Source organism: Pseudomonas sp. Pseusp49 (genome assembly GCF_059491875.1).
In genome coordinates this window covers 5,721,577-5,738,162 of the sequence record NZ_CP168514.1, presented here as the reverse complement: position 1 = coordinate 5,738,162, position 16,586 = coordinate 5,721,577, and the positions used below count along the sequence as shown (strand labels likewise).

Here is a 16,586-nt window from a genome sequence, read left to right as displayed (position 1 = left end):
GAATGAGCAATGACGGCGTGAATACAGGCCGGCGTCGCTTCTTGGTAGCAGCCACATCCGTGGTGGGTGCTGCAGGAGCGGTGGGGGCTGCGGTCCCGTTCGTGGGGTCATGGTTTCCCAGTGCCAAGGCGAAAGCCGCTGGTGCACCGGTGAAAGTGAATGTCAGCAAAATCGAGCCAGGTCAGCAGATGATTGCTGAGTGGCGCGGTCAGCCGGTGTTCATCGTCCGCCGTACGCCGGAAATCCTGGGGAATCTGAAAAAGATCGAAGGCGATCTCGCCGATCCTGATTCCAAGCAATCGACGCAACCGGCCTATGTCAACCCGGAAACACGTTCGATCAAGCCAGAGGTTCTGCTGCTGATCGGCATTTGCACGCACTTGGGTTGTTCGCCTACTTTCCGTCCGGAAGTGGCACCTGCGGATCTTGGTCCGAAATGGGTAGGTGGATATTTCTGCCCGTGCCACGGCTCCCATTACGATCTGGCTGGCCGCGTCTACAAGTCGCAACCTGCGCCTTTGAACCTGCCAGTTCCCCCGCATTCCTATGAGACCGATGAGATCATTGTCATTGGCGTCGATACGGAGAAAGCGTGATGAGCAAGTTCATGGATTGGGTTGATGCGCGCTTTCCTGCGACCAAGATGTGGGAAGACCATCTCAGCAAGTATTACGCTCCGAAAAACTTCAACTTCTTCTACTTCTTTGGCTCCCTGGCATTGCTCGTTCTGGTCAACCAGATCGTTACCGGTGTCTGGCTGACCATGAGCTACACCCCGTCGGCGGAAGAAGCGTTCGCTTCCGTCGAGTACATCATGCGCGACGTCGAGTACGGCTCGATCCTGCGTCTGCTGCACTCCACCGGCGCTTCGGCGTTCTTCATCGTGGTCTATCTGCATATGTTCCGTGGCCTGCTCTACGGTTCGTACCAGAAGCCGCGCGAACTGGTGTGGGTCTTCGGCATGCTGATCTACCTGGCGCTGATGGCCGAAGCCTTCATGGGTTACCTGCTGCCGTGGGGCCAGATGTCCTACTGGGGTGCCCAGGTGATCATCTCGCTGTTCGGTGCGATCCCGGTCATCGGCAACGACCTGACCCAGTGGATTCGTGGTGACTACCTGATTTCCGGCATTACCCTGAACCGCTTCTTCGCCTTGCACGTGGTTGCCCTGCCGATCGTCATCCTCGGTCTGGTGGTGTTGCACATCCTGGCGTTGCACGAAGTCGGTTCGAACAACCCGGACGGCGTGGACATCAAGAAGCACAAGGACGAAAACGGCATACCGCTGGATGGCATCGCCTTCCATCCGTACTACACCGTGAAAGATATCGTCGGCGTGGTGGTGTTCCTGTTCATCTTCTGCTCGATCGTGTTCTTCTTCCCGGAAATGGGTGGCTACTTCCTCGAGAAGCCGAACTTCGAAGTGGCGAACGCCTTCAAGACCCCAGAGCACATCGCTCCGGTCTGGTACTTCACCCCGTTCTACGCCATTTTGCGTGCGGTTCCGGACAAGCTCTTTGGTGTCATCGCCATGGGCGCGGCCATTGCCGTGCTGTTCGTCCTGCCGTGGCTGGACCGCAGCCCGGTCAAGTCGATGCGCTACAAAGGCTGGCTGAGCAAGATCTGGCTCTGGGTGTTCTGCATCTCGTTCGTGATCCTGGGCGTGCTGGGTGTTCTGGCCCCAACCCCTGAGCGTACGTTGCTGTCGCAGGTATGTACCTTCCTGTACTTCGCCTACTTCATTCTGATGCCGTTCTACACCAGGCTCGAGAAGACCAAACCGGTTCCGGAAAGGGTGACTGGCTGATGAAAAAACTATTTGCTGTATTGATGCTTGCTGCGCTGCCGGTTTTTGCTTTCGCAGCCGAACACGGTGGTCCTGAGCTGGAAAAAGTCGACATTGACGTTTCCGACAAGGCAGCCATGCAGGACGGCGCGCGTACGTTCGCCAACTACTGCATGGGTTGCCACAGTGCCAAGTTCCAGCGCTATGAGCGTGTTGCCGACGACCTGGGCATTCCCCATGAGTTGATGCTGGAGAAGCTGGTCTTCACGGGTGCCAAGATCGGCGACCATATGAGCATCGGCATGCAGCCTGCGGATGCCAAGGCCTGGTTTGGTGCCGCACCTCCGGACCTGACCCTGGTTGCCCGTGTTCGCGGCACCGACTGGCTCTACAGTTACCTGAAGTCGTTCTACGAAGATCCTGCGCGCCCATGGGGTGTGAACAACAAGGTCTTCCCGAACGTGGGCATGCCTAACGTCCTGGCCGGCCTGCAAGGTCGCCAGGTCGTGGGATGCAAACAGGTTCCGACCGTCGAAGGCGGCAAGAAGCAATATGATCCGCTGACCACCAACCCGTTGACTCATGAAGCGTGCGATCAGTTGACCATTGTGCCGAAAAGCGGTGCTCTGACTGAAGAGCAGTTCGATGAGAAGGTCAAGAATCTGGTAACCTTCCTGGCTTACTCGGCTAACCCGGTTAAGCTGCAACATCAGCGCATCGGTACGTACGTATTGTTGTACCTGGCGTTCTTCTTCGTATTCGCTTACCTGCTCAAGCGCGAATACTGGAAAGACGTGCACTGATAAAGCTTCAAGCTATTGCTGTTAATCGCGCGCGCCCAAGGGCGCCTCTGAATAGGTAGCGAACTGGTGATCCAGTCGTTACGGGAGGCGCCCTCTGGGCGCGCTCGTTTTTCCGCTTTCGATAATTTCTACAAGCGAGGAGGATCGCCATGGGCGTGACCAATCGGTTGGCCTGTTACTCCGACCCCGCCGACCACTATTCCCACCGAGTGCGCATCGTACTGGCAGAGAAGGGTGTCAGCGCCGAGATCATTTACGTGGAAGCTGGACGCCAGCCACCTAAACTGATTGAAGTGAACCCTTATGGCAGCTTGCCCACCCTGGTCGATCGCGACCTGGCGTTGTGGGAGTCGACTGTGGTGATGGAATATCTGGATGAGCGTTACCCGCACCCGCCGCTACTGCCGGTTTATCCCGTGGCGCGTGCCAACAGTCGCCTGCTGATACACCGCATTCAGCGAGACTGGTGTGGTCTGGTGGACCTGATTCTGGATTCGCGGACCAAGGAGGCGGCCCGTGCCGTGGCTCGCAAAGAGTTGCGCGAAAGCCTGACGGGTGTGTCGCCACTGTTTGCCGACAAGCCGTTTTTCCTCAGTGAGGAACAAAGCCTGGTCGACTGCTGCCTATTGCCAATACTCTGGCGATTGCCGATTCTGGGTATAGAACTGCCGCGGCCGGCCAAGCCGCTGCTTGATTATATGGAGCGCCAGTTTGCGCGTGAGGCTTTCCAGGCGAGTCTGTCTGGTGTCGAACGCGACATGCGCTAAGGCTTAAGGAGCCGCTATGAACTCCAGTCGACCTTATCTGGTCCGCGCGCTCTATGAGTGGATTGTGGACAACGATTGCACCCCGCATATGCTGGTCAATTCCGAGTATCCGTCGGTGCAGGTGCCTCAAGGCTTTGCCAGTGACGGGCAGATCGTCCTGAACGTATCGCCACAAGCCGTGCGCCACTTGCACATGGACAACGAGGCGGTCAGTTTCGAGGGGCGCTTCGGTGGCGTGCCGCACACCTTGTACGTGCCTATCGCATCGATCCTGGGTATCTACGCCCGGGAGAACGGCCAGGGCATGGTGTTTGATCTGGAATCGCCGATGGGCGAGGACGACGACATCGAACCGGATGACGACCTTCCGCCACCAGACAGTGAGCCACCGCGTCCAAGCGGTCGCCCCAGTTTGAAGGTGGTGAAGTAATAAAAAAGGCGATCCATCCGGATCGCCTTTTTTATTACTTCACCACCTTCAAACGTAGGAGCTGCCGAAGGCTGCGATCTTTTGATCTTGTTTTTTGGAAGATCAAGATCAAAAGATCGCAGCCTTCGGCAGCTCCTACGCCGCGTGCAGGTCAGTCGATGTACTCGAACAGCTTCACAATCTTCTGCACGCCGGAAACGCCTTGCACCAGGTTGGTCGCCTGCGCAGCTTCCTGTTTGGTCAGCAGGCCCAGCAAGTAGACGATGCCGTTTTCAGTGACGACCTTGATGCGCGAGCCAGGGATGTTCGCGTCAGCGAGCATCTGGGTCTTGATCTTGGTGGTCAGCCAGGTGTCATTCTGGCGCGCCAGCAGCGAGGAGGGGGCCATGACTTGCAGCTCGTTGTGCACCTGCTTCACGCGCTGGACCGCGGCGGCGGCCTGTTCGGCCTTGGCCTTGAGGTCTGCGCGTGGCGTTTGCCCGGCGAGCAGCACGACACCGTTGTAGCTGGTGACGACGATGTGCGAGTCCTTGTCCAGGGCCGGATCGGCCTTGGCGATGTTCACGCCAACCTTGGTGTCGATCAGGGAGTCGTCGATCTTGCTGCCCAGTGTGCGAGTGCCGCGGTCATCTTCAATGGGGGCTTCACGGCTGGCGGTCACCACCGAGGTGCAACCGCTGATGCCGAGGCACAGAGTCAAGGCCAGTAGGCCAAGGCGATTAGGGGTCATTCTTCACTCCCGAACAATTGGCTGTCGATCAAGTCGCAAAGGCAATGGATCGCCAGCAGGTGGACTTCTTGAATACGAGCGGTGACGTTGGCCGGTACGCGAATCTCCACGTCCTCGGGCAACAGCAGCGACGCCATGCCGCCGCCGTCACGTCCCGTCAATGCTACGACAATCATTTCGCGATCATGTGCGGCCTGGATCGCTTGAATTATGTTGGCCGAGTTGCCGCTGGTGGAGATAGCCAGCAACACATCGCCCGGTTGGCCCAGTGCGCGGATCTGTTTGGAGAAGATTTCGTTGTAGCTGTAGTCGTTGGCGATCGAGGTGATCGTCGAGCTGTCGGTCGTCAAGGCAATGGCCGGCAGGCTCGGGCGCTCGCGCTCAAAGCGATTGAGCAGCTCGGACGAAAAGTGCTGGGCGTCGCCGGCTGAGCCGCCGTTGCCACAGGAAAGCATTTTGCCTTCGTTGAGCAGGGCGTTGACCATGACCTGGCTGGCTTGCTCGATGTGCGGTGCAAGAACTTCCATCGCCTGTTGCTTGGTGTCGATACTGGCCTGAAAAAGCTGGCGAATTCGGGATTGCATGTCCATCTGTGTGACCTTAATTAGCGCGGCTGTTCGGCACGTGAATGTGCAGCCCGCAAAGCAAAGAGCAAAAGTGTTGGGTGATAGTGTCCGGTTCGTGATGCCGGTGATCAGCCGTCGAAGGCATTCTGTAGCCAGTTCAGCTGATCGAGGTGGCTGTCGATGGCAATCACGTCGAAGCGGCAAGGGGAATTGGCCCAGCGCGACTCGCGCTGAAGAAAATATTGCGCGGCGAAAATCAGCTTTTGCCGTTTGCGCTCATCGATGCTATCGAGCGCGCCACCCCATTGAGTGTCTTTTCGGTAGCGGACTTCAACGAATACTACTGTATCGCCATCTAGCATGACCAGATCAAGCTCGCCGCGTTTGCACAACCAGTTCTGCGCCAGCAGGCGCAGACCCTGTTGTTGAAGATGCTCGAGCGCGTGGCGCTCGGCATCCATACCGCTTTGCCGGCGTGACCTGTCAGGCATCAGCGGGCGGTGTCCGGCAGGCGCTGGATCTGGCCATTGGCGAACTGGGCCCATGGCAACTGGCGCACGACCCGCTGGCTCTGAGTCATGCCGAGGCTGCCCGACTCACCGTCGATGCGGCTGTCCGGCAGGGACTTCAGCTGACCCAGGCGCGGCGCCAGTCGATAGGCGTCCACGCCCATGGCGTACAGACGTCCCAGGCTACCGGCGGCTTGTGGCCACTGGGCGGTGACCTGGCGGCGCAGTGGATCGTTGGCATCCAGCAGCCAGGGTGTTTCACAGAAACGAATGCCGTTCATGTCGTTGTACTGGTTGACGTCGCCGCTGGCGCTGAACACGTGAGAGGTGGCGTAGACCGGTACATCGCCTGCGTACTGGAAGTTCAGGGTCGGTTTGATCTGTTGGGCCTGTTGCGGTGTTGCGGCGAGGAAGATGAACTCGATGTCCTGGCGACGCGACGGCTGGGCTGCTACTTGCGAGCCAACAGTGCTTTGCAGGCTCTTGGCGCGACCTTCGCTCTGGCGCAGCTGGAACATGTCGGCAATCTGCTGGGCCAACTGGACTGGTTGGTCGACGCGCTCGGTGGCGACGATGGTGCCGCCATTGGCTTGCCAATCCTGGCTGAACGCCTTGAGCACGCGATCGCCCCATTCGCCTTTCGGCACCATGATGGCTGCGCGATGCAGGCCGTCGGCGCGAGCGCGGCGCGACACTTCACGGGCTTCGTCTTCTGCGGCAAGGCCGAACTGGAACAACTGCGCCGGGCCTTGATCGCCTTCGCTGTAGTTCAGCGCCAGGGTGGTGATCGGGAGTTGCGGGCGAGTGCTCAGCTGTTTGACCAGCGGCTTCTCCAGCGGGCCGACGACCAGTTGCACGCCATCGGCCTGGGCCTTGCGGTAGAACTCGTCCATGGATGTCAGGCGCGAGCTGTCATAAAACTCGATGGCGGGTGGTTTCTGTCCGGCCTGTTGTGCCTGGTAGTGGGCAGCCATGAAACCGTCGCGCAATGCTTTGCCAACCGAGGCCAACTGGCCATCCTGAGGCAGCAGCAGGGCGATCTTGCTCAAGGGTTGGCTGGCCAGCTCCTTGAGTTGGGTCAGTGGCTGCGGCAATTGAAGGGCGGCCGGGTGTTTCGGGTTCTGCGTGCGCCAGTTGTCGATAGCGGCCTGTTGCTGCTCCAGGGTGCCGGCAGATTTCACGGCCAGGGCCAGGGCCATCCAGCCGCCGAGATCGTCGTTGGAGCTCGGCTGCAACTGCTCGGTCGGCAGCGAGGCGATCAGGGTCCAGATCGCTTCGTGGTTTTTGCTCGCGGCTTCACCTTTAAGCATCGGGGCAATGAAGATGCGCTCGCGAGCGGCGGCGAGGGTCTGGCCATCGGCTTCCAGGGCTCGGGCGTGAACAGTGCCGGTGCGGACCTGTTGCTCGACGGGCAGTTCGCTCAAGTATTGCATGCTTGGGTGGCTCAGGGCGGTCAGTGCCGCCTTGGGCTGATTGCGGGTCATGGCCAGTTCAGCCGCCAGGGTGTTGGCGAAAATCTGCGGGCCCGGCTTGAGCTGCTCGACCGGGACCTGTTGCAGGATTTGCGCGGACTGGCCGGCATTGCCCTGGCGATAGGCCAGGTCGGCAGCGCTCAAACGCAGAAGGGCGGCATCTTCCGCAGATTTGCTTTGGGCGGCCTTCTCAAGCAGTTGCTCGATACTGGCGTCCGGTGTCCGTGGAAGTTCGCCAAGGCTGGACGAGGGCGAGCTGGCGCAAGCCGCCAGCAAGGCAGCGAGGCAGAGGGCAGATAACAGCCGCAGGCAAGCGATCATGTAAGCGTTCCTGATACTCGATCAAATTAGCGTGGAATTGTACCCAAGCACTGGCCGGGGCGCGATGTTACTGGCGTGAATCGATCAATTTAGCTGGTGTAAATGTTGCGCCAGCGCACAAACGGTTGCCGATGACGCGATTGCATGCGCGTAGCGTGAGTCTCGCTACGCGCTACAATGGCGACTTTTACCGATCATGAGGTGTGCGCTTTGACTGCTCCAGGTGCTTTGAATTCCGCTGCTGGCTCGCTTTATGTGGTGGCGACGCCCATCGGCAACCTGGATGACATCAGTGCGCGGGCGCTGAAGATTCTTCGTGAGGTGGCCTTGATCGCCGCGGAAGACACCCGTCATTCCCAGCGCTTGATGCAACACTTCGGCATTTCGACGCCATTGGCCGCCTGTCATGAACACAACGAGCGGGATGAAGGTAGTCGCTTTATCACGCGTCTGCTCGCCGGTGACAACGTGGCATTGATCTCTGACGCCGGGACGCCACTGATTTCCGATCCGGGTTATCACCTGGTGCGACAGGCTCGCGCGGCAGGCATCAATGTGGTGCCGGTTCCGGGTGCCTGCGCCTTGATTGCGGCGTTGTCGGCGGCGGGGTTGCCATCCGATCGTTTCATTTTCGAGGGGTTTTTGCCGGCCAAGGCAGTGGGGCGGCGAGCGCGCCTCGAGCAGGTAAAGGAAGAGCCTCGAACATTGATCTTCTATGAGGCCCCGCATCGCATCCTCGAATGCCTGCAAGACATGGAGCTGGTGTTCGGCCCCGAGCGCCTGGCACTGCTTGCCCGTGAGCTGACCAAGACCTTTGAAACCCTCAAGGGGCTGCCTCTGGCCGAGCTGCGCGAGTTCGTCGAGTCGGACAGCAATCAACAGCGCGGCGAGTGCGTCGTGCTGGTGGCGGGCTGGTCTGCCCCCGAGGAGGAGGGCGCTGTCAGCAGCGAGGCGATGCGCATCCTCAATCTGTTGCTCGAAGAAATGCCGCTCAAGCGTGCGGCGGCGTTGGCAGCGCAAATCACTGGCGAACGAAAGAATGTGCTGTATCAGATCGCGCTGGATAAGCAGAAGGGCGAGTAAAACCCGACGCGCAGAAGTGCGCACCGGCGCTTAACGCTTGTTCTTCGGGCGCTCTGCCGGTAACCTTCGCGGCGGAGAGTCGATCGGACAGTCGCTGCCCTCTATGAAAATTAGGGGGGGGAGGAAAGTCCGGGCTCCATAGGGCGAAGTGCCAGGTAATGCCTGGGAGGCGTGAGCCTACGGAAAGTGCCACAGAAAATAACCGCCTAAGCGCTTCGGCGCCGGTAAGGGTGAAAAGGTGCGGTAAGAGCGCACCGCACGTCTGGCAACAGTTCGTGGCTAGGTAAACCCCACTTGGAGCAAGACCAAATAGGGTCCCAAGGCGTGGCCCGCGCTGGGACCGGGTAGGTTGCTAAAGATGTCCAGTGATGGCCATCGTAGACGAATGACTGTTCAAGACAGAACCCGGCTTACAGATCGACTCTCCACCTTTTTCTCCCCTCTGCTTAAATCATTGAGCAAGGGGTACGGTGATAGCAGTTTCCCTCCTTACACATTCATCCGCAGAACCTCTTTTGTAATACCAAAAAAATCTTACTCTTAATAAATTACATTAACTTCCGAACGCAGCCTCCTGTGCTGATTCAAGTTATCGGGCAGTTTCATGTGCCGGATTCTCGTTGCCCCTCCGTTAATGCTCCTAAATCTCAGTTCTGTAAGGGTTTTCCTTTAATCCGCGCCTTGACGGTGTGGTGGGCGCATTCCTATAGTGTGCGCAAGTGGCGGAAAGTGGCATGAAGTGGGTTTTTTGAGCTCAAAACGCTAGAATTTGGAGAAACGCTGACGTGTTTCGCGGAGCCAACGCTATCAGTCTCGATGCAAAGGGCCGTCTCGCCATGCCGAGCCGGTACCGTGACGAGCTCGATTCGCGTAGTTCCGGTCAATTGATCGTAACAATTGATGCCGTTGATCCTTGTTTGTGTGTTTACCCCCTCGATGAGTGGGAAATTATTGAAACCAAACTGCGCGCACTGCCTTCGCTTCGCGAAGAGAACCGCCGCCTGCAACGTTTACTGATTGGTAATGCCGTCGATCTCGAGCTCGATGGCAGTGGTCGTTTTCTGGTTCCGCCTCGTCTTCGTGAATATGCCAAGTTGGATAAGCGCGCGATGTTGGTAGGCCAACTGAACAAGTTCCAATTGTGGGACGAGGATGCCTGGAACGCGGTTTCTGCCGCTGACCTGGCTGCTATTCAACAACCGGGCGCGATGCCTGATGAACTGCGTGATTTGATCCTGTGACTATTGATAGCGGCTTTAACCACATCACCGTACTGCTTGACGAAGCCGTCGAGGCTCTCGCCGTACGTCCTGATGGCTGCTATCTGGACGGTACGTTCGGGCGCGGCGGGCACAGCCGGTTGATCCTCAGCCAGCTCGGTCCCGATGGTCGCCTGCTCGGATTCGACAAGGATCCACAAGCGATTGCCACCGGGCAGACGCTAGCGGCCGAAGACGGCCGCTTTGTCGTTGTGCAGCGCAGCTTTGCCGAGCTCGGTTCGGAAGTCGCCGAGCGCGGTCTGGCCGGCAAGGTCAGCGGCGTTCTGCTGGATCTGGGCGTGTCTTCGCCACAGCTCGACGACCCTGAGCGCGGTTTCAGCTTCCTCAACGACGGCCCGCTGGACATGCGCATGGATCCGTCCCGTGGCATCAGCGCCGCCGAATTCGTCAATACCGCGCCCGTGGAAGAAATCGCCCGGGTGTTCAAGGAATACGGTGAAGAGCGTTTCTCCGGCCGCATGGCCCGTGCCGTGGCCGAGCGCCGCGACATCAAGCCATTCGAGCGCACCGGTGACCTGGCAGAAGTCCTGAAGGTCGCCAACCCGGCATGGGAAAAGGGCAAGAACCCCGCAACCCGCGCGTTCCAGGGCCTGCGCATTCACGTCAACAACGAACTGGGTGATCTGGAAACCGGCCTCGAAGCCGCGCTGGAGTGCCTGGAAGTGGGCGGTCGCCTGGTGGTGATCAGCTTCCACTCGCTGGAAGACCGTATCGTCAAACTGTTCATGCGCAAACTGGTGAAAGGCGAAGCCGACAACCTGCCGCGCAACCTGCCGGTTCGGCATGTCGCCTTCGAACCGAAAATCAAAGTCCATGGCAAAGCGCAGACGGCCTCCGACGCCGAACTCAAGGCCAACCCACGTTCGCGAAGCGCCGTCATGCGTGTGGCGGAGAAGCTGCGGTGAGCAAGCTTTTCGCCAAGCCATTGCCCGGCGGAAGCTTTTTCATGCTGCTGCTGTTTGTCGGCGTGCTCGTTTCGGCCATCGGCGTGTCCTACAGCGCGCACTGGAACCGTCAGCTATTGAATTCGCTGTACAACGAATTGAGCGTGCGCGACAAGGCGCAGGCGGAGTGGGGGCGGTTGATTCTGGAGCAGAGCACCTGGACCGCCCACAGCCGCATCGAAGTGCTGGCCACCGAACAATTGAAAATGCACATCCCCGGTGCCGCTGACGTGAAGATGGTGGCGCCATGATGAAACTCGAAGGTGCACTCTTTCCTTGGCGGTTCCGCGTGGTGCTGGGTTTGCTCGGCATCATGGTGGCTGCGATTGCCTGGCGCATCATCGATTTGCAAGTGGTCGACCGTGCCTTCCTTAAAGGTCAGGGCGATGCCCGCAGTGTTCGTCATATTCCGATTCCGGCTCACCGTGGCCTGATCACCGACCGTAACGGCGAGCCTTTGGCCGTGAGTACTCCGGTCACCACCCTTTGGGCCAATGCCAAGGAAATGCAAACGGCCAAAGAAAAGTGGCCGGCGCTGGCGGCTGCCTTGGGGCAGGACCCGAAAGCCCTGGCCGAGCGACTCGAAGCCCAGGCCAACAAAGAATTCATTTATCTGGTGCGCGGGCTGACCCCGGAGCAGGGCCAGGCTGTGCTCGATCTGAAAGTGCCGGGTGTTTATGGCATCGAAGAGTTCCGGCGCTTTTATCCTGCCGGCGAAGTCACCGCCCATATGGTCGGGTTTACCGATATCGACGATCACGGTCGTGAAGGCGTCGAACTGGCCTACGACGAATGGCTGGCCGGGGTTCCCGGCAAGCGTCAGGTGATCAAGGACCGGCGCGGCCGGCTGATCAAGGATGTCCAGGTCACCAAAAACGCCAAGGCCGGCAAGCCCTTGGCGTTGTCCATTGACCTGCGCCTGCAATACCTGGCCAACCGCGAATTGCGCAACGCGATCATCGAGAACGGCGCCAAGGCCGGCAGCCTGGTGATCATGGATGTGAAGACCGGCGAGATTCTCGCGATGGTCAACCAGCCAACTTACAACCCGAACAACCGTCGCAACCTGCAACCGGCGATGATGCGTAACCGCGCGATGATCGACGTGTTCGAGCCGGGTTCGACCATGAAAGCGATCTCGATGAGCGCCGCCATCGAAACCGGTCGCTGGAAACCGAGCGACACCGTCGAGGTGTATCCGGGCTCCTTGCAGATTGGCAAGTACACCATCAAGGACGTCTCCAAGACCGAAGGCCCGGTGCTCGACCTGACCGGCATCCTGATCAACTCCAGTAACGTCGGCATGAGCAAGGTCGCGTTCGATATCGGCGGCGAAACCATTTTCCGTCTGGCGCAGAAAGTCGGCCTCGGCCAGGACACCGGCCTGGGCTTCCCGGGTGAGCGCGTCGGCAACCTGCCGAACTACCGCGAGTGGCGCAAGGCGGAAACCGCCACGCTGTCCTATGGCTACGGTATTTCCGTGACCGCGATCCAGTTGGTTCACGCCTTTTCGGCCCTGGCCAACAACGGCCGCCTCGCGCCGCTGACCCTGATCAAGACCGACAAGGCACCGCAAACCACCCAGGTGCTGCCGGAGGCCGTGGCGAAAACCATGCAAGGCATGCTGCAGCAAGTGATCGAGGCCCCGCGCGGTGTGTTCCGCGCGCAGGTGCCGGCGTATCACGTGGGCGGCAAGTCGGGTACTGCGCGTAAAACCTCGGTCGGCACCAAGGGTTACGCCGAGAATTCCTACCGTTCGCTGTTCGCCGGTTTCGGCCCGATGAGCGATCCACGCTACGCCATAGTGGTCGTCATCGATGAACCGACCAAGGCCGGTTACTTCGGCGGCCTGGTATCCGCGCCGGTGTTCAGCCGCGTGATGTCGGGCACCCTGCGCCTGATGAACATCACCCCGGACAACCTGCCACCTACTCAACAAGCGAACGCAACACCGGTCGTTCCGCTGAAAGCCAATGGAGGGCGCGGCTGATGTCTCTGAGCCTGAACAAGATTTTCCCTCACGCCGGCCACGATCTACTGATTCGCGAGCTCGCCCTGGACAGCCGCAACGTGCGCGCGGGTGATCTGTTCCTCGCCGTGCCGGGCGGGAGGTTCGATGGGCGTGCGCACATTGCCGACGCCTTGCAACGCGGCGCGGCGGCAGTGGCCTATGAAGTGGAAGGCGCCACTGTGCTGCCCATCACCGAGGTTCCATTGATTCCGGTCAAAGGGCTGGCCGCTCAGCTGTCGGACATTGCCGGACGTTTTTATGGCGAGCCAAGCCATCATCTGAACCTGATCGGCGTGACCGGCACCAACGGCAAGACCAGTGTCACTCAACTGGTTGCCCAGGCGCTGGATCTGCTTGGCCAGCACTGCGGCATCGTCGGCACCCTCGGTTGCGGTTTCTACGGTGCATTGGAAAGCGGCCTGCACACCACGCCGAACCCGATTGCCATGCAGGCAACGCTGGGCGACCTGAAAAAGGCCGGTGCCAAAGCCGTGGCGATGGAGGTTTCTTCCCATGGTCTGGACCAGGGCCGCGTGACGGCACTGGCCTTCGACGTGGCGGTGATGACCAACCTGTCTCGCGATCACCTGGATTACCACGGCACCATGCAGGCCTACGGCGAAGCCAAGGCCAGGCTGTTCGCCTGGAACGATCTGAAATGCCGGGTGGTTAACCTCGACGACGACTTCGGGCGGCAACTGGCTGCTGAAAAACGTGAATCGCGGTTGATCACCTACAGCCTGCTCGACAGCAGTGCCTACCTCTATTGCCGTGAAGCGCAGTTCGACGACGAAGGCGTGCGCGCCACGCTGGTCACGCCGCAGGGTGAACACCATCTGCGCAGTACCTTGCTCGGCCGTTTCAACCTGAGCAACGTGCTCGCCGCGGTTGGCGCCTTGCTTGGCCTGGATTACGCACTGGACGAAATTCTCAAGGTGCTGCCGAAACTCGAAGGCCCGGCCGGTCGCATGCAGCGCCTCGGTGGCGGCACTCAACCGTTGGTGGTGGTCGATTACGCCCACACCCCGGATGCCCTGGAAAAAGTCCTGACGGCCCTGCGTCCACACGCCAGGGGCCGATTGCTCTGCCTGTTCGGCTGTGGCGGTGACCGCGACCGCGGCAAGCGTCCGTTGATGGCCGAAGTGGTCGAGCGCCTGGCCGATGGCGTACTGGTGACCGACGACAACCCGCGCACTGAAGATCCATCGGTGATTTTCGATGATATCCGCGCCGGTTTCACGGCTGTGGATAAAGTGGAGTTCGTTGCCGGTCGCGGTCAGGCGATTGCCCGTCTGATCGCCAGTGCTTCGGTGGATGACGTGATTGTCCTGGCCGGTAAAGGTCACGAGGACTATCAGGAAATCAATGGCGAGCGTCATGCCTTTTCCGATCTGGTCGAGGCCGATCATGCCCTGACCGCATGGGAGGTGGCCCATGCTTAAGGCCTTGCAACTGAGCGAACTGACCGGTGCGCTGAATGCTCGCCTGGTGTCGACCGATGCCGGTTTCGACGGCGTCAGCATCGACAGCCGCGCCATCAAGCCGGGTCAGCTGTTTATTGCCCTGACCGGTCCGCGCTTCGATGGTCATGATTATCTGAATGAAGTCGCTGCCAAGGGTGCCGTGGCCGCGTTGGTCGAGCGCGAAGTCGCCGACAGCACGCTCCCGCAGTTACTGGTCAGCGATACTCGCCAGGCCCTCGGGCAGTTGGGTGCGCTCAATCGCGCCGCCTACACCCATCCGGTCGCGGCTGTCACCGGCTCGAGCGGCAAGACCACGGTCAAGGAAATGCTGGCGAGCATCCTGCGCACCCGTGGCCCGGTACTGGCGACCCGTGGCAACCTGAACAACGATCTCGGTGTGCCGCTGACCTTGCTCGAACTGGCGCCGGAGCATACGGCGGCAGTGATCGAGCTCGGTGCATCGCGCCTCGGTGAAATTGCCTACACCGTTGGCCTGACCAAGCCGCACGTGGCCATTCTCAACAATGCCGGGACCGCCCATGTAGGCGAGTTCGGTGGCCCGGAAAAAATCGTCGAAGCCAAAGGCGAGATCATCGAAGGGCTGGAGGCCGATGGCGTCGCAGTGCTCAATCTCGACGACAAGGCATTCGGTATCTGGAAGACGCGTGCCGGTGCTCGCAAAGTGCTGACGTTTGCATTGAGCAACACCAGTGCCGATTTCTACGCCAGTGACCTGACCACCGATGCCCGTGGCTGTCCGGCGTTCAATCTGCACAGCCCTGAAGGTGTAGAGCGCGTTCAACTGAACCTGCTCGGCACCCATAACGTCGCCAATGCCATGGCCGCCGCCGCTGCCGCCCATGCCCTGGGTGTGTCGCTGTTCGGTATTGCCACCGGCCTTGGCGCGGTGCAACCGGTCAAGGGTCGCACCGTCGCGCAATTGGCCAGCAATGGCATGCGCGTGATCGATGACACTTACAACGCCAACCCCACCTCCATGTGCGCTGCCGTTGATATACTGGCCGGCTTTTCCGGTCGCACCGTCCTGGTGCTCGGGGATATCGGCGAGTTGGGCGAATGGGCGGAGCAGGGGCACCGCGACGTGGGCGAGTACGCCCGTGGCAAGGTTTCTGCGCTGTACGCCGTCGGGCCAATGATGGCTCACGCCGTGAACGCATTCGGTCCAGAGGCTTTTCACTTCAGCACGCAGGCTGAACTGATCAACGCCCTGCGCGCCGAGCAAGACACAAACACCACCATTTTGATCAAGGGGTCGCGCAGCGCTGCGATGGAAAACGTCGTCGCCGCCTTGTGCGGGTCCAGTCTGGAGAAACATTAATGCTGCTGCTGCTAGCGGAGTATCTGCAACAGTTCTACAAAGGCTTCGCGGTCTTCCAGTACCTGACCCTGCGCGGGATTCTCGGTGTACTGACCGCGCTGGTCTTGTCGCTGTGCTATGGCCCGTGGATGATCCGCACTTTGCAGAACCGTCAGATCGGTCAATCCGTTCGCAATGACGGCCCGCAGTCGCACCTGTCCAAGTCGGGTACACCGACCATGGGCGGCGCGCTGATCCTGTCGTCCATCGGTGTCAGTACCCTGCTTTGGGCTGACCTGACCAACCGTTACGTCTGGGTCGTACTGCTGGTGACCTTGCTGTTCGGCGCCATCGGCTGGGTCGACGACTACCGCAAGGTGATCGAGAAAAACTCCCGTGGCTTGCCGAGCCGCTGGAAATACTTCTGGCAGTCGGTGTTCGGCCTGGGCGCGGCGATCTTCCTTTATATGACTGCCGCCACGCCGGTGGAAACCACGCTGATCCTGCCGATGCTCAAGGACTACAGCATTCCGCTGGGCGCAGGCTTCATCGTCCTGACCTATTTCGTGATCGTCGGTTCGAGCAACGCGGTCAACCTGACAGACGGCCTCGACGGCCTGGCGATCATGCCGACGGTGATGGTGGGCGGTGGCCTGGGCATTTTCTGCTACCTGTCGGGTAACGTGAAATTCGCCGAATACTTGCTGATTCCTTATGTACCGGGCGCGGGCGAACTGATCGTGTTCTGTGGCGCACTGATCGGAGCCGGCCTGGGCTTCCTCTGGTTCAACACTTATCCGGCACAAGTCTTCATGGGCGACGTCGGCGCACTGGCGCTGGGCGCGGCCCTGGGCACCATCGCGGTGATCGTCCGTCAGGAAATCGTCCTGTTCATCATGGGCGGCGTGTTCGTGATGGAAACCCTGTCAGTGGTCATTCAGGTCGCCTCTTTTAAACTGACCGGTCGCCGCGTATTCCGCATGGCGCCGATTCACCACCACTTTGAACTCAAGGGTTGGCCCGAGCCACGTGTGATTGTCCGTTTCTGGATCATCACCGTGATTCTCGTGCTGATCGGCCTTGCCACCCTGAAGCTGAGGTAG

At 59.9% G+C, this 16,586-nt stretch carries 17 protein-coding genes and 1 other RNA gene; 14 read left to right on the top strand and 4 right to left on the bottom strand.

Annotated features, from left to right (window positions below; all coding sequences use genetic code 11):
- Window positions 1-2: 2 nt before the first annotated feature.
- From petA to ACEN83_RS25450, 5 genes are all read left to right on the top strand, one after another.
- Window positions 3-596, top strand: coding sequence for a ubiquinol-cytochrome c reductase iron-sulfur subunit (petA, locus tag ACEN83_RS25470; protein WP_007972576.1), 594 nt, complete (start codon window positions 3-5; stop codon window positions 594-596).
- Complete coding sequence (locus ACEN83_RS25465) at window positions 596-1,807, top strand: cytochrome b (RefSeq protein ID WP_007972577.1); 1,212 nt, start codon at window positions 596-598, stop codon at window positions 1,805-1,807. Before petA ends, ACEN83_RS25465 begins: the two co-directional genes overlap by 1 nt.
- On the top strand, window positions 1,807-2,589 hold the full coding sequence (locus ACEN83_RS25460; protein ID WP_495578751.1) for a cytochrome c1: 783 nt from the start codon (window positions 1,807-1,809) through the stop codon (window positions 2,587-2,589). Before ACEN83_RS25465 ends, ACEN83_RS25460 begins: the two co-directional genes overlap by 1 nt.
- A 149-nt stretch (window positions 2,590-2,738) precedes the next feature.
- A complete protein-coding gene (locus ACEN83_RS25455; RefSeq protein ID WP_007972581.1) occupies window positions 2,739-3,356 on the top strand; it encodes a glutathione S-transferase N-terminal domain-containing protein in 618 nt (205 codons plus the stop codon).
- A 16-nt stretch (window positions 3,357-3,372) separates the two neighbouring features.
- Complete coding sequence (locus ACEN83_RS25450; RefSeq protein WP_007972582.1) at window positions 3,373-3,786, top strand: ClpXP protease specificity-enhancing factor; 414 nt, start codon at window positions 3,373-3,375, stop codon at window positions 3,784-3,786.
- Window positions 3,787-3,937: 151 nt separating this feature from the next.
- Here the strand turns inward: ACEN83_RS25450 and ACEN83_RS25445 are convergent, their stop codons facing one another.
- The 4 genes from ACEN83_RS25445 to ACEN83_RS25430 all read right to left on the bottom strand — a co-directional run bounded on the left by ACEN83_RS25445 (window position 3,938) and on the right by ACEN83_RS25430 (window position 7,384).
- A complete protein-coding gene (locus ACEN83_RS25445) occupies window positions 3,938-4,516 on the bottom strand; it encodes a BON domain-containing protein (RefSeq protein WP_007972583.1) in 579 nt (192 codons plus the stop codon).
- Window positions 4,513-5,106, bottom strand: coding sequence for a phosphoheptose isomerase (locus tag ACEN83_RS25440; RefSeq protein WP_007972584.1), 594 nt, complete (start codon window positions 5,104-5,106; stop codon window positions 4,513-4,515). Before ACEN83_RS25440 ends, ACEN83_RS25445 begins: the two co-directional genes overlap by 4 nt.
- Before the next feature lie 104 nt (window positions 5,107-5,210).
- A complete protein-coding gene (locus ACEN83_RS25435; RefSeq protein WP_007972585.1) occupies window positions 5,211-5,573 on the bottom strand; it encodes a YraN family protein in 363 nt (120 codons plus the stop codon).
- Window positions 5,573-7,384 carry a penicillin-binding protein activator gene (locus tag ACEN83_RS25430; RefSeq protein ID WP_495578750.1) on the bottom strand — a complete coding sequence of 604 codons (1,812 nt, stop codon included), beginning with the start codon at window positions 7,382-7,384 and terminating at the stop codon, window positions 5,573-5,575. Before ACEN83_RS25430 ends, ACEN83_RS25435 begins: the two co-directional genes overlap by 1 nt.
- A 177-nt stretch (window positions 7,385-7,561) precedes the next feature.
- Here ACEN83_RS25430 and rsmI point away from each other — a divergent pair, with 177 nt between their 5' ends.
- From rsmI to mraY, 9 genes are all read left to right on the top strand, one after another.
- Window positions 7,562-8,467: a 16S rRNA (cytidine(1402)-2'-O)-methyltransferase gene (rsmI, locus tag ACEN83_RS25425; RefSeq protein WP_495578749.1), complete on the top strand. Its 906-nt coding sequence runs from the start codon at window positions 7,562-7,564 to the stop codon at window positions 8,465-8,467.
- Window positions 8,468-8,542: 75 nt separating this feature from the next.
- Window positions 8,543-8,896: RNase P RNA component class A (gene rnpB / locus ACEN83_RS25420), an RNA gene on the top strand.
- Window positions 8,897-9,252: 356 nt separating this feature from the next.
- The gene (gene mraZ, locus ACEN83_RS25415; protein WP_007917012.1) at window positions 9,253-9,708 is read left to right on the top strand and encodes a division/cell wall cluster transcriptional repressor MraZ; all 456 of its coding nucleotides are present in this window, start codon (window positions 9,253-9,255) and stop codon (window positions 9,706-9,708) included.
- Entirely contained in the window at window positions 9,705-10,652 is a 948-nt protein-coding gene (gene rsmH / locus ACEN83_RS25410) for a 16S rRNA (cytosine(1402)-N(4))-methyltransferase RsmH (RefSeq protein WP_007972589.1), read from the top strand. Before mraZ ends, rsmH begins: the two co-directional genes overlap by 4 nt.
- Window positions 10,649-10,942, top strand: coding sequence for a cell division protein FtsL (gene ftsL / locus ACEN83_RS25405; RefSeq protein ID WP_007998257.1), 294 nt, complete (start codon window positions 10,649-10,651; stop codon window positions 10,940-10,942). Before rsmH ends, ftsL begins: the two co-directional genes overlap by 4 nt.
- A complete protein-coding gene (locus ACEN83_RS25400) occupies window positions 10,942-12,681 on the top strand; it encodes a peptidoglycan D,D-transpeptidase FtsI family protein (protein WP_177323526.1) in 1,740 nt (579 codons plus the stop codon). Before ftsL ends, ACEN83_RS25400 begins: the two co-directional genes overlap by 1 nt.
- Complete coding sequence (locus ACEN83_RS25395; RefSeq protein ID WP_495578748.1) at window positions 12,681-14,144, top strand: UDP-N-acetylmuramoyl-L-alanyl-D-glutamate--2,6-diaminopimelate ligase; 1,464 nt, start codon at window positions 12,681-12,683, stop codon at window positions 14,142-14,144. The genes ACEN83_RS25400 and ACEN83_RS25395 overlap by 1 nt, the downstream gene beginning before the upstream one ends.
- Window positions 14,137-15,504 carry a UDP-N-acetylmuramoyl-tripeptide--D-alanyl-D-alanine ligase gene (locus ACEN83_RS25390; RefSeq protein WP_495578747.1) on the top strand — a complete coding sequence of 456 codons (1,368 nt, stop codon included), beginning with the start codon at window positions 14,137-14,139 and terminating at the stop codon, window positions 15,502-15,504. Before ACEN83_RS25395 ends, ACEN83_RS25390 begins: the two co-directional genes overlap by 8 nt.
- Window positions 15,504-16,586 (top strand): phospho-N-acetylmuramoyl-pentapeptide-transferase, encoded by a 1,083-nt coding sequence (gene mraY / locus ACEN83_RS25385; RefSeq protein WP_008016698.1) that lies wholly within the window; start codon window positions 15,504-15,506, stop codon window positions 16,584-16,586. The genes ACEN83_RS25390 and mraY overlap by 1 nt, the downstream gene beginning before the upstream one ends.